This is a genomic window from Solirubrobacter soli DSM 22325, from assembly GCF_000423665.1.
Classification (GTDB): Bacteria; Actinomycetota; Thermoleophilia; order Solirubrobacterales; family Solirubrobacteraceae; genus Solirubrobacter; species Solirubrobacter soli.
In genome coordinates this window covers 36,405-48,396 of the sequence record NZ_KE384072.1, presented here as the reverse complement: position 1 = coordinate 48,396, position 11,992 = coordinate 36,405, and the positions used below count along the sequence as shown (strand labels likewise).

Annotated in this window: 15 protein-coding genes; 13 read left to right on the top strand and 2 right to left on the bottom strand. The window is 70.8% G+C overall.

Annotation, left to right across the window (positions count from 1 at the left end):
• The first annotated feature begins 4 nt into the window (after positions 1–4).
• The 9 genes from G569_RS0139040 (at position 5) to G569_RS0139000 (ending at position 8,405) form a co-directional block, all read left to right on the top strand.
• Positions 5–256, top strand: coding sequence for a hypothetical protein (locus G569_RS0139040; RefSeq protein WP_028067428.1), 252 nt, complete (start codon positions 5–7; stop codon positions 254–256).
• On the top strand, positions 253–2,589 hold the full coding sequence (locus G569_RS0139035; RefSeq protein ID WP_028067427.1) for an aerobic carbon-monoxide dehydrogenase large subunit: 2,337 nt from the start codon (positions 253–255) through the stop codon (positions 2,587–2,589). Before G569_RS0139040 ends, G569_RS0139035 begins: the two co-directional genes overlap by 4 nt.
• The gene (locus G569_RS0139030) at positions 2,586–3,446 is read left to right on the top strand and encodes an XdhC family protein (protein WP_028067426.1); all 861 of its coding nucleotides are present in this window, start codon (positions 2,586–2,588) and stop codon (positions 3,444–3,446) included. Before G569_RS0139035 ends, G569_RS0139030 begins: the two co-directional genes overlap by 4 nt.
• Positions 3,430–4,011 carry a nucleotidyltransferase family protein gene (locus G569_RS0139025; protein WP_028067425.1) on the top strand — a complete coding sequence of 194 codons (582 nt, stop codon included), beginning with the start codon at positions 3,430–3,432 and terminating at the stop codon, positions 4,009–4,011. Before G569_RS0139030 ends, G569_RS0139025 begins: the two co-directional genes overlap by 17 nt.
• Before the next feature lie 36 nt (positions 4,012–4,047).
• Positions 4,048–4,470: an ester cyclase gene (locus G569_RS0139020; RefSeq protein ID WP_028067424.1), complete on the top strand. Its 423-nt coding sequence runs from the start codon at positions 4,048–4,050 to the stop codon at positions 4,468–4,470.
• A gap of 528 nt (positions 4,471–4,998) precedes the next feature.
• Positions 4,999–5,397, top strand: a complete 399-nt coding sequence (locus G569_RS0139015; RefSeq protein WP_028067423.1) for a VOC family protein — start codon at positions 4,999–5,001, stop codon at positions 5,395–5,397.
• 39 nt (positions 5,398–5,436) lie between these two features.
• Positions 5,437–6,333, top strand: a complete 897-nt coding sequence (locus G569_RS55360) for a hypothetical protein (RefSeq protein WP_053227674.1) — start codon at positions 5,437–5,439, stop codon at positions 6,331–6,333.
• A gap of 2 nt (positions 6,334–6,335) precedes the next feature.
• Complete coding sequence (locus G569_RS0139005; protein WP_037502654.1) at positions 6,336–7,433, top strand: threonine synthase; 1,098 nt, start codon at positions 6,336–6,338, stop codon at positions 7,431–7,433.
• A gap of 12 nt (positions 7,434–7,445) precedes the next feature.
• Positions 7,446–8,405 (top strand): cation diffusion facilitator family transporter, encoded by a 960-nt coding sequence (locus G569_RS0139000; RefSeq protein ID WP_037502450.1) that lies wholly within the window; start codon positions 7,446–7,448, stop codon positions 8,403–8,405.
• On the opposite strand, the gene G569_RS0138995 is transcribed toward G569_RS0139000, so the two are convergent.
• Positions 8,386–8,829 carry a DUF3592 domain-containing protein gene (locus tag G569_RS0138995; RefSeq protein ID WP_028067420.1) on the bottom strand — a complete coding sequence of 148 codons (444 nt, stop codon included), beginning with the start codon at positions 8,827–8,829 and terminating at the stop codon, positions 8,386–8,388. The genes G569_RS0139000 and G569_RS0138995 overlap by 20 nt on opposite strands.
• A gap of 14 nt (positions 8,830–8,843) precedes the next feature.
• Between G569_RS0138995 and G569_RS63400 the strand changes: the two genes are divergently transcribed.
• The 4 genes from G569_RS63400 to G569_RS0138975 are packed head-to-tail and all read left to right on the top strand — an operon-like array spanning position 8,844 to position 11,596.
• Positions 8,844–9,194, top strand: coding sequence for a hypothetical protein (locus G569_RS63400; protein ID WP_028067419.1), 351 nt, complete (start codon positions 8,844–8,846; stop codon positions 9,192–9,194).
• Between the two features lie 29 nt (positions 9,195–9,223).
• On the top strand, positions 9,224–10,159 hold the full coding sequence (locus tag G569_RS0138985; protein ID WP_157592616.1) for a hypothetical protein: 936 nt from the start codon (positions 9,224–9,226) through the stop codon (positions 10,157–10,159).
• Between the two features lie 39 nt (positions 10,160–10,198).
• Entirely contained in the window at positions 10,199–10,669 is a 471-nt protein-coding gene (locus G569_RS0138980; RefSeq protein WP_037502447.1) for a carboxymuconolactone decarboxylase family protein, read from the top strand.
• Between the two features lie 12 nt (positions 10,670–10,681).
• Positions 10,682–11,596 carry an SGNH hydrolase domain-containing protein gene (locus tag G569_RS0138975; protein WP_028067416.1) on the top strand — a complete coding sequence of 305 codons (915 nt, stop codon included), beginning with the start codon at positions 10,682–10,684 and terminating at the stop codon, positions 11,594–11,596.
• Here the strand turns inward: G569_RS0138975 and G569_RS0138970 are convergent.
• Positions 11,593–11,961, bottom strand: a complete 369-nt coding sequence (locus G569_RS0138970) for a hypothetical protein (protein WP_028067415.1) — start codon at positions 11,959–11,961, stop codon at positions 11,593–11,595. The two genes, G569_RS0138975 and G569_RS0138970, sit on opposite strands and share 4 nt — an antisense overlap.
• Between the last annotated feature and the right edge of the window lie 31 nt (positions 11,962–11,992).

Sequence of the window (11,992 nt, the reverse complement as noted above, 5' to 3'; positions counted from 1 at the left end):
CGCCATGGCGGAGCGGATGGTCATGCGGGCGATCCGGCCGGGAGAGGTGCCGCCCGATGGTGGCACCGCCCTGCAGGACGACCCCGGCCGTCCGGTCTTCCGCGGCCACGGCCCGTATGACTACGTCTGCGTCGAGTGCGGGAACCTGCTCGCGGCCGCGATGGGCCTGGAACAGATGAACAAGCGCGTGCGGATCAAGTGCGGACGCTGCAGGACGATCAACGTCGCCGTCTACGACCACAAGGGCGAGACATGACCGCCCAGCCGCGCCCCGCGGGCGCCCACGGCGCGGGCGCGCCGAGCGCGTTCGGCCGCGTTCCGCGCAAGGAGGACGCGCGCTTCATCCGCGGGCAGGGGCAGTACGTCGACGACCTGCAGCTCCCCGGGATGCTGCACGGCGCGGTCCTGCGCTCGCCGGTGGCCCACGCGCGGATCGTGTCCATCGATGTCAGCGCCGCGTTGCAGCACCCGCGCGTTCATGCGGTGATCACCGGCGAGGACCTCGGCTCGGAGGCGTGGATGCCGACGCTGTCGGCCGACGAGCAGGCCGTGCTGGCGACCGACAAGGTGCGCTTCCAGGGGCAGGAGGTGGCGTTCGTCGTCGCCGACGACCGCTATTCGGCGCGCGACGCGCTGGAGTTGATCGACGTCGAGTACGAGGTGCTGCCGGCGGTCGTCGAGTCCCGCAAGGCGCTCGACGTCGACGCGCCGCACGTGCGCGAGGGCGGCAACCACATCTTCGACTGGGAGGCGGGCGACGCGGACGCGTGCGCGGCGGTCTTCGCGCGCGACGATGTGGTCATCGTCGAGCAGGAGATGCAGTTCCCGCGCTCGCACCCCGCGCCGATGGAGACCTGCGGCGCGCTGGCGGCGTTCGACCGGGTGTCGGGAAAGCTGACCGTCTGGTGCACGACCCAGGCGCCGCACGCGCACCGCACGCTCTACTCGCTCATCACCGGACTGCCCGAGCACCGGATCCGGGTGGTCTCTCCCGACGTGGGCGGCGGGTTCGGCAACAAGGTGCCGGTCTATCCCGGCTACATCTGCGCGATCTTCGCGGCGCGCCAACTGGGCCGCCCGGTCAAGTGGATGGAGGACCGCTCGGAGAACCTGATGTCCACGGGGTTCGCGCGGGACTTCTGGATGAAGGGGCGGATCGCGGCCACTTCGTCCGGCCGCTTGTTGGCGGTCGCGGTCGATGTCATCGCCGACCACGGCGCGTTCAACGCCACCGCGCAGCCGACGCGCTATCCGGCGGGGTTCTTCAGCGTCTTCACCGGCTCCTACGACGTCGAGGCCGCGCACTGCGCCGTCACCGGCGTGTACACCAACAAGGCGCCGGGCGGGGTGGCATACGCATGCTCGTTCCGGATCGCCGAGGCGGTCTACCTGGTCGAGCGCTGCGTCGACTGCGTGGCGGCCGAGCTGGGGATCGATCCGGTCGAGCTGCGACTGCGGAACCTGATCCGCCCGGAGCAGTTCCCGTACGAGTCCAAGACCGGCTGGGTCTATGACAGCGGCAACTACGAGGCCGCGCTGCGCAAGGCGCTCGACCTGGCGGACTACGGCGCGCTGCGGCTTGAACAGACCGAGCGGCGCGCTCGGGGCGAACTGATGGGGATCGGCGTGTCGTTCTTCACCGAGGCCGTCGGCGCCGGCCCGCGCAAGCACATGGACATGATGGGGCTGGCGATGAACGACGGCGCGTCGCTGCGGATGTCACCCACGGGGACGGCGCAGCTGTCGATCAGCGTGCAGACGCAGGGGCAGGGGCATGAGACGACGTTCGCGCAGATCGTCGCCGCCGAGCTCGGGCTGAGCATCGACGAGGTCGAGGTCATCCACGGTGACACCGACACGACGCCCTACGGCCTGGGGACCTATGGGTCGCGCTCGACGCCGGTGAGCGGCGCCGCGGCGGCGCTGGCGGCGCGCAAGGTGCGCGACCGGGCGCGGATCGTCGCCGCCGCGCTGCTCGAGGTCGCGCCCGAGGACCTCTCGTGGGGCGAAGGACGCTGGTCGGTCAAGGGCGATCCGTCGCAGGGCGCGTCGATCCCGGAGCTCGCGGCCGCCGCGCGGGGTTCCGTCGACCTCCCCGAGGGCGTCGAGACGGGGTTGGACGCCGAGGCGGTCTACGACCCGCCGAACCTCACGTTCCCGTTCGGCGCCTACGTCTGCATCGTGGACATCGACCCGGGCACCGCGCACGTGAAGGTGCGGCGGTTCATCGCGGTCGACGACTGCGGCGTGCGGATCAACCCGATGATCGTCGAAGGGCAGATCCACGGCGGCCTGACCGATGGGGTCGGGATGGCATTGATGGAGCTGATCGCGTTCGACGAGGACGGCAACTGCCTGGGAGCGTCGCTGATGGACTATCTGATCCCGACCGCGGTCGAGGTCCCCGACTGGGAGACCGGCGAGACCGTGACGCCGTCCCCGCACCATCCGATCGGTGCCAAGGGCATCGGTGAGTCCGCGACCGTCGGCTCGCCGCCGGCGATCGTCAACGCGATCTGCGACGCGCTCGGCGTACGTCACGTCGACATGCCGTGCACACCGTCGCGAGTCTGGGAGGCGATGCGATGATCAAGGCCGATCTGGTGGCGCGGCTGGTGGCGGAGCGGGTGCCGTTCGTCACCGCGACCGTGGTCCGCGCGGCGAAGCCCACCTCGGTGCGTCCCGGCGACGCCGCGGTCGTGCTCAATGACGGCACCATCGAGGGGTTCGTCGGGGGCGTGTGCGCGCAGGCGTCCGTCCGGCTGCATGCCGCCCGCGCGTTGGAGACCGGCGACGCCGTGTTGTTGAAGCTGGTGCCGGGGGCGGGGGAGGACGATGTCGCCGACGGCGTCGTCGTCGCCCACAACCCGTGCCTGAGCGGCGGTTCGCTGGAGATCTTCCTCGACCCGCAGCTCGCGGCGCCGCGGATCGTCGTCGTGGGCGAGACGCCGATCGCGCGGGCGTTGGAGGACGTCGCGCGGGCCGCCGGATACTCGGTCGCGCACGACGAGCAGCCCGATGCGTCCGACGCGGCGGTCGTGGTCGCCTCCCACGGCGACGACCTCGAGCCGAGCGCGTTGACGCGCGCGTTGGAGGCCGGCGTCGGCTACGTGGCGCTGGTGGCGAGCCCGAAGCGCGGCGCGGCCGTGCTCGACTCGCTCGACGTCGATCCCGCGCTGCGCGGCCAGGTCCGGACGCCCGCCGGGCTCGACATCGGCGCCCGCTCGCCGTCTGACATCGCGATCTCGATCCTCGCCCAGATGATCGCCGAGCGCACCACCCACCTGCCGGTCGCCGCGCCCGAGACCGCGATCGACCCGGTCTGCGGCATGCAGGTGATGGTGAGCGAGTCGACGCCGAACCTGTGCGTCGGCAACGAGCGCGTGTACTTCTGCTGCGACGGCTGCCGCACGACCTACGCGACGGAGCATGCGGTCGCGGGTTAGCGGGCTGGTGCTGGCGGCGGGCGGCTCGTCCCGGCTCGGGCAGCCGAAGCAACTCCTGCCGTTCGGCGGCGCGACGTTGCTGGACCACACGCTCGGCGTCGCGCGGGCGTGCGGGTTCGACCAGCTGGTGTGCGTGCTGGGTGGCGGCGCGGACGAGGTGCGTGCCGTCGTCGATCTTCACGGCATCGACGTCGTCGTCAACGAGGTCTTCGGGTCCGGCTGCTCCTCCTCGATCGCCGCCTCGCTGGACGTCGTGACCGGCGACGTGCTCGTGCTGCTCCTCGGCGACCAGCCGGGCGTCTCGCCCTCGTCCGTGCGCACGTTGCTCGCCGGCCGCGGCGACGCCGACCTCGCCGTCTGCCGCTACGACGACGGCCGCGGCCACCCGTTCGCGTTCGCCCGCTCCATGTTCGGGGCGCTTGCCGCGCTGCACGGCGACAAGGGCGTCTGGAAGCTGATCGACCGCGCCGGCGACGCCGTCGTCGAGGTCCCGGTCCCCGGTGCGGTGCCGCCCGACGTGGACACGTGGGAGGACTACGAGGCGGCCTTGACGCGCCTCGGCTGACGTGGGAGTTTCGGCTCCCACCACCAGGAGGCCGTCATGTCTGCTGCCGAGGTCCGCGACGTGCTCAACGCCTACGCGGAGGTGCTGCTCGCCCGCGGCGACTACGGTCGGTTCTTCTCCGACGACATCCACCTGGAGGTGATGGGCACCGATCAGATCGCCGACGGCGCGGCCGCCGCCGAGCAGACGATCCGCTACCTCCACGAGGTGGCCTTCGACGCCAACCCGGAACTCGTCAACGTCCTCGTCGACGAGGCGGGAGCGGCGATCGAAGCAGTCTTCGCCGGCAAGCACATCGCCGAGTTCGCGGGCATCCCCGCCACCGGCGCCACGGTCCGAGTGCCGTACTCCGTCTTCTATGGCGTCGCCGACGGCAGGATCACCGCGCTGCGCATCTACATGTCGATGGAGTCGCTCGTCGGACAGCTCACGCCGGCCCACGTCGCCGCGGCGGGCTGAGTTCGCAAGGGGGTGTGTTAATTCGCTCCCGCCTGGCGGGAGTCCGGTACCGCACCCCCATCGATATCCGACGCGGACAGGCGCGTCGACCCGGCGAATCGGATGCCGTGGAGGCGGAACGGCGGCGGGACCACGCTCAACTCGCCGGAGAGGATCGGCGTCGCCGGACGGGCCACAAGCTCGTAGACGCGCGCGATCCGATTTCCAGTCGTAGGCGTACAAGCCGCAGACCGCCGCCGACTCCCACAACTCGGCGCCGCCGAACGCGAAGGAATGCCCGCGGCGCCCGATCCAGGCGGCCAACGCGGGCTCCTGCGGAAGAGGTGGTCGGGCTCGGACCAGAACGCACGCGGGACGGTTCCCGAGTCATTGACGACAAGCCAGGCAACGTGGTCGTCCGCGTCGACGGCGAGCCAGGAGACGTCGGAGCCGGCGAACGGCGAGTCCTCCATGACCCGGATGCTGCCAGGCGCACGGCTGCTGACGATCTCATGAGGCGACCCGCTCGCGGGTGGTATTCCTGCGGGCATGGCCAGCGTCAGCATCCGGTACCTCGTCGATGACGTCGACGCGGCGATCCGGTTCTACTGCGATCACCTCGGGTTCACCGAGGTGATGCATCCGGCCCCGGCGTTCGCGATGCTCGTGCGGGGCGACCTTCGCCTGAACCTCAGCTCGCCGGGCGGCGGGGGTGGGGGAGGGCAGGCGATGCCCGACGGCGCGCTTCCCACGCCGGGCGGGTGGAACCGGTTCGCGCTCGAGGTCGACGACCTCGACGCGACGGTCGCCCGACTGAACGGCGCGGGCGCGCGCTTCCGCAACGAGATCGTCCAAGGGCGCGGCGGGCGGCAGATCCTCGTCGAGGACCCGTCCGGGAACCCGGTCGAGCTGTTTCAGCCGACGATCGAGGAAGCCCGCCTCAACTAGCGCTGTCAGGTTCGGTGGGCGCGGCGCGACTGAACGGTCATGCTCACCGTCACCATCCAGCAGGACCGCGTCCAGATCGGGCGCCACTTCGCCGTCACGTTCGAGCGCACGCTGCGCATCCCGGACGACGGTCGGACGTACCCGCTCCCGCCGTCGCTCGGGCACTTTCCGATCCGGCGTGTCGAGGATCACCGCGACCGCGTGCCCGCAGGTTGGCTCGAGCACGGCGGCGTCTTCATCCCGATGTACCAGCGCGAGGCGATGTGGCTGAACTTCCATGCCGCGCACTGGCGTCCGAACGCGCTCAAGGTCGCGGTCGGCAAGGTCAACGCGCTGTCCGGCGAGACCTATCAGCCGCGCCTGAAGCCCACCGAGCAGGACTACGTGGTCACGCCGCCGCAGCCCTGGCTGGACGGCATCAACGCGGGCGCGGGGTACATCAAGCAGTTCGTGGCGATGCCGCTCGGCAGCGGGACCACGATCGAGGGCCAGATCACGGGCGAGGAGGTCCACGGCGGCCTCCAGCTCGTGTGCTTCGAGCCCAAGCCGGGCCGCTTCCCGGAGCAGCCGCCCGCGATACCGCGCGAGTTCGCGATCGCCGCGTGCGCGCCGGCGGCGGCGTGCGCGGGCGGCGCCGCCGAGATGGGCCTCGCGGCCGGCGGGCGGATGCGCCAGCAGATCTATCCCGACCCGCACGGCATCGACACCTGGGATCAGGACAATTACGGGCGCGTGTTCGTGCACATCGTCAACAGCGCCGATTGGACCCGGATCACGGGCGAGCCGCTGCCGTCGACCCCGGTCGACGTCCACAGCTACATCGACGCGGGCCTGCCGTGGTTCGACCTCTACGACGACCACCTCGGCGACATCGAGCCGTCCGGCGCGCTCGCCAAGGTCAAGAGCGTGGACGAGGTGGTGGACGGGGTGTGGTGAGCCTGATCGGGCGCGACGGGCGGCGGTACCCGCTCGACGAGCCGCGCTGGCGCGGCGAGGACGGCTCGCCGCTGCTGGTCGAGCCGCTCGCCGGCATCAGGCGGGCGGACGTGGACGTGTCCGTCCGCTCGCACTGGCGCTACGCCCGCGCACTCCCGCTCGCGCTCGAACCCATCACCCTCGGCGAAGGCTGGACGCCGCTGCTGCCGACGCGGATCGCAGGCGTCGACCTCCTGCTCAAGCCGGAATGGTTCAACCCCACCGGCAGCTTCAAGGACCGCGGCACGTCCGTGATGGTCTCCCTGCTCGCCCACCAGGGCATCCCCGCGATCCTCGAGGACTCCTCCGGCAACGGCGGCGCCTCGGTCGCCGCCTACGCGGCGGCGGCCGGCATCCACGCCAAGATCCTCGCGCCTGAGTCGATCTCGGAGGCGAAGCTGCTGCAGAGCCGGACGCACGGCGCCGAGCTCGAACTCGTCCCCGGCCCGCGCCAGGCCACGGCCGACGAGGCCGTCCGCCAATCGGACCGACGCTTCTACTCGTCCCACAACTGGCACCCGTTCTTCCTGCAGGGCACGAAGCTGATCGCGTACGAGATCTGGGAGCAGCTGGGGTTCCGAGCGCCCGACGCGGTGCTGATGCCGACGGGCGCGGGCAGCCTCGCGCTCGGGTGCTCGATCGGCTTCAACGAGCTCAAGCGCGCCGGCGAGATCGAGCGCCTGCCGCGCCTGCTCGTCGTCCAGCCCGCGAACTGCAGCCCGCTGGCGCGCGCGTTCGCGACCGGAACGGACGAAGCGCGGGACGGTGACTGGCGACCCACGATCGCCGAGGGCACGTCGATCGCGCGACCCGTCCGCGACCGTGAGGTCCTCCAGGCCGTGCGGGAGTCCGGAGGCACGATCGTCGCGGTCGAAGAGGACGCGATCGCCCCCGCCGTCCGCGCGCTGGCCGCCCGCGGCCTGTACGCCGAGCCGACGAGCGCGATCATCGTCGCCGCCCTCGACCAGCTCGCGATCGAGCGCTCCGACACCGTCGTCGCCGTCCTAACGGGTTCAGGGCTCAAAGCCGCAACGGCGATGGCCCGCATCCTCGACCGCTAGGCTCCGCGCCCAATGGCGGGCGACCACGAGAGCGGCGGAGCGATCGCGGCGGCGTTCGCCGCCAACATGGGCATCGCGGCGACGAAGTTCGTCGGCTTCATCATCACCGGTTCCAGCTCGCTGCTGGCGGAGTCGATCCACTCGGTCGCGGACTCCTCCAACCAGGGTCTGCTGTTCCTCGGCGGGCGCCAGGCGACGCGCAAGCCCGACGAGCTGCACCAGTTCGGCTACGGTCGCGTGCGCTACTTCTGGGCGTTCGTCGTGTCGGTCGTGCTGTTCTCGCTCGGCGGCCTGTTCTCGGTCTACGAGGGCTACCACAAGATCCACGACCCGCACGAGCTCGAGTCGGCCGGGATCGCGATCGGCATCCTCGTCGTCGCGTTCGTCCTCGAGGCCTTCGCGCTGCGCACGGCGGTCCGCCACGCGAAGCCGCACCGCGGCAACCGCACCTGGACGCAATACATCACCCAGTCACGCTCGCCCGAGCTGCCGGTGCTGCTGCTCGAGGACTCGGGCGCGCTGATCGGCCTGATCTGCGCGCTGACCGGCGTGCTGATGGCGGTGATCACGGGCGACCCGATCTGGGACGGCATCGGCACCCTCGCGATCGGCCTCGTCCTGCTCGGCATCGCCGCGGTGCTCGCGCGCGAGATGCGCAGCCTGCTGATCGGCGAGTCCGCCTCGCCCGAGCTCGAGCGCAAGATCGACCAGGAGATCGAGCGCGCACCCGAGATCGTCCGCGTCATCCACACGCTCACCGAGCACATCGGCCCGGACGAGATCCTGATCGCGGCCAAGGTCGAGTTCGCGCCCGACCTGACGACCCAGCAGATCGTGGACGCGATCAACGCCGCCGAGGTCCGCGTGCGCGCGATCGAGGGCATCGGCACCGCGCGCATCTACGTCGAGCCGGATGTGGGCACGCCCGAGACGGTCGCGGAAGCTGCAGCGCCTAAGCCGGAACCAGCATGATCAGGCCGAGCAGGACGCCGAACGTCCCGCCGCCCACGAACCAGTAGCCGATCCTCGGCGAGTGCGTCTCCAAGTACGCCTGGTCGGGGTCCGCGGGGTCGTAGAAGACGTCGACGTCGTCCGGGATCGCGCGCAGCTGCTCGAGCGCGATCGACTCCCTGACGCCACGGTGCGCGTAGCTGACCTTGTCCGACGTGTGCTCGACGCCATCGACCACGTAGGAGTAGGTGACCTGCGGGCGGTAGTTGCCGCCCTTGCCGAACTGTCCCTCGCGGCCGCCGGACGTCCGCGCCAGCTCGCGCTTGAGGACGCGTCCGCGCGTCGTCGCGTACCCCCGCATCCGCTTGGCGATGCGGATGTACCCGCGACCCGCCACGATGGCTCCCAGCGAGATCACGATCAGCCCGATGCCGAACACCACCATCCGGCGATCCTGCCATGGTCGAATTCTTCGATGTGAGAAATGCCGACGAGGCCTCATTCCGCGAGGCCTGGACCGCGGCGGCCCGCCACGGAACCGCGCTCCTGCGCGCGATCAGGGAGGACGTCCAGCCGCGCTACGCCGCGCTCTCGGACCCACCCGCCGACGGCGGCGTCGTGCTCCTGACGACCGAGCCGGTCGAGCTGGCGCCCCTGCGCGGCCGCCAGGGCTTCATCGCCGGCCGCAGGGACGGCGACGTGACCGTCATCCACTGGTCGAGCCCGCTGATGGTCGCCCGCGCGCGCGTTGACCACTCAATCCCCGGTGCGCTCTACGTTCACGCAACGTTGGCGGGGACGCAACCGTAAGCCAACGCGCCCGTGTGACCCTGCCCGGCATGCGTTGGGGTCTGGCAGCCCTCTGCATATGTGTGGCGGGGTGCGGCGGCGGAGCGACGACTGACAGTGGGAGCTACGCCGCCCCACCCTCCCCGCCGCTGCGTGTCGACCCGCACGCGGGCCCGCCCGAGCTCCTGGCCGTGGACGGCGACCAGGGGATGCTGCTCGACGCCCAGGCGCGCATCCGGCGCCTGTTCGAGGCCGCGGAGAGCACCGCGATCTGCCCTGGCGGGCGCAGGTTCACCAGCGTCGTCGGCTCGCGCGTCGTGGTGCGCGGCCTCGACGGCCGGGCGCGCTGGACGCAACGCATCCCGGTGGCGGCGGGCACGGACGAGGTCGCGTGCCTGGATCCGGACGGGCGGCGCGTCCTGGTGAGCCGCGGCATGGACGCGACCAAGTCCGTGCACCTCGTCACCCGCCACAGCGACCGCCGGATCCTGCGCTTCGACGGTGAGATCCCGCTGATCACGCAGACCCAGCTCTTCGCCGAGGAGCGGACGGGCGGGCTGTACGTGCGCTCGATCCCGTCGATGCGGATCGAGCGTCGCTACCCCGCGGTGGACTGGGCGTCGTGGCTCTCGCCGTCGCCGGACGGCCGATACGCGGCGGTCACCACGTACGAGGTCAACGGCCCCAACCGCTACTCGCTGCTGGACCTGACCGCGGGCACGGTGCAACCGATCGAGGGCGCGCCCGCCGACTGGCTGGCCCCGGACCGGCTCGTGGTCACCACCGCTGACGAGGTGCGTGTGCTCGACCTGGCAGGGGCGGTGCAGGAGCGCATCCGCGCCCGCACCGACGAGGTGATGGTCGATGACGGCACGATCATCGCCATGAAGGGCCGGCGCCTTTGGGCCCTGCGAGCCGGCCCGGGCAACACGTTCCGTGGCGGCACGCTCAAGAGCACCGTCTGGCTCTACGGCGCAGTCGGCTAGCGCCTGTCACATCTCGGGCCTCCACGGCGTCCAGTCCGTATGAGCTCCCCGACGATTCCCTCCCACCGCCTGCAACTCGCCGAGGTCGCCCCGCGCCAGATGGGCGCGCTGCTGCGGATGACCCCCGCCAACCCGATCGACCCCAAGCTCGGCAACCTGATCGACATCCGGGCATCGCAGATCAACGGCTGCGCGTTCTGCCTGGACATGCACTGGAAGGACGCGAAGGCGCTCGGCGAGGCCGACGAGCGGCTGTACATGATCTCCGCGTGGCGCGAGGCCAACTGCTACGACGCCCGTGAGCGGGCCGCGTTCGCGCTCACCGAGGCGATCACGCTGATCGCCGACGGCGGCGTCCCGGACGACGTCTGGGAGCAGGCCGAGGACGAGTTCGATCCCGAAGAGCTCGGCCAGGTGATCTTCGCCATCGCGCAGATCAACGTCTGGAACCGGCTCAACGTGACCGTCCGGACCGAGGCCGGCCACTACGTTCCCGGCATGTTCGGCTGACACAATGCCGCGGTGCTCACCCGCCTCATCCGCGTCACGCTCGCCGCCCTCTTGTTGATCGGGGTCGCGAGCGCGGCGGCCGCCGACAAGCCCCGGTGCTACGGCGCCGCCTCTCGCGATCCACAGAAACCCTGCACGAACCCGAACCTGCGGCTGACGGTCACGCCGACGCCGAACCAGGCGCTGCTGCGGCCGAACTCGATCTGCAACCGCCTGCACGTCGAGGACCTCGTCCGGACGTGCTGGTGGGGAGCGCGCGCGAAGCACTCCAAGACGACCGTCGCGCTCGTCGGCGACAGCCATGCCTCCGCGTGGCGCGCCGTGCTCTCCCCGATCGGCAAGAAGCGCAAGTGGCGCGGGATCTCCAACACGCTCACGAGCTGCGCCTTCAGCACCGTGGTGAGCCTGACGCCCAAGTCACGCGCGGACGAGTGCCGCGACTGGAACGAGCAGACCGTCGCCTGGTTCACGCGCCATCCGGAGGTGACGACCGTGTTCGTGGTCTCGGCGACGATCCCCACCCCGGGCTTCGAGACGCAGGTCAACGGCTTCCGCAAGCAGTGGAAGCGGTTGCCGCGCACGGTCAAGAACATCATCGTGATCCGCGACAACCCGCGGATGCAGGCGGACACGCCGCCGTGCATCTACGAGGCGCTGGGGGACAAGGTCGCGCCCGGGCCGGCGTGCGCCCGCAAGCGCAGCACGAGCCTGCCGAAGGACCCGCCCTCGACCGCCGCGCGGCGGATGGGCTCCAAGCGCATCCACGTGATCGACATGTCGCGCTACTTCTGCGACCCGACGAGCTGCCCGCCGGTGATCGGCGGCGTCCTCGTCTACAAGGACCTCACCCACATCACCAGCGAGTACGGCAAGACGCTGGCGCCGTACCTCGAACGCGAGATACGGCGCCTCGACCTGGGGCTCTAGTCCAGGTTTTGCTGATATGAGTGCTTGACGACCTTGGAGCCGTTCTTGCACGTGACGCGGGCGTTGATCTCGGTGGCGATCGACTCGCGCGTCTCCTTGCAGGAGTAGCCGTCGACCTTCTTGACGCAACGCCCCTTCGGGCCGGTCTTGGTCCGGCACTTGTAGTAGTCCTTGGCGATCTTCGAGCCGGTCGCGCACGACACCTTCGTGACCGAGAGCGATGTGAAGTAGCCCGACCCCGGGTACTTCGGCGGGGTACAAGTCTTGGCGGCCGAGGCGATCGGGCTCGCGGACGCGCCGGCGGACACCGTCAGCGCGACGATGACGCTCAGCAGGGCGCTGGGGATGTAGAAGCGTGACAACACGGCGCGGACGGTAGTGCCGCGACCGGACATG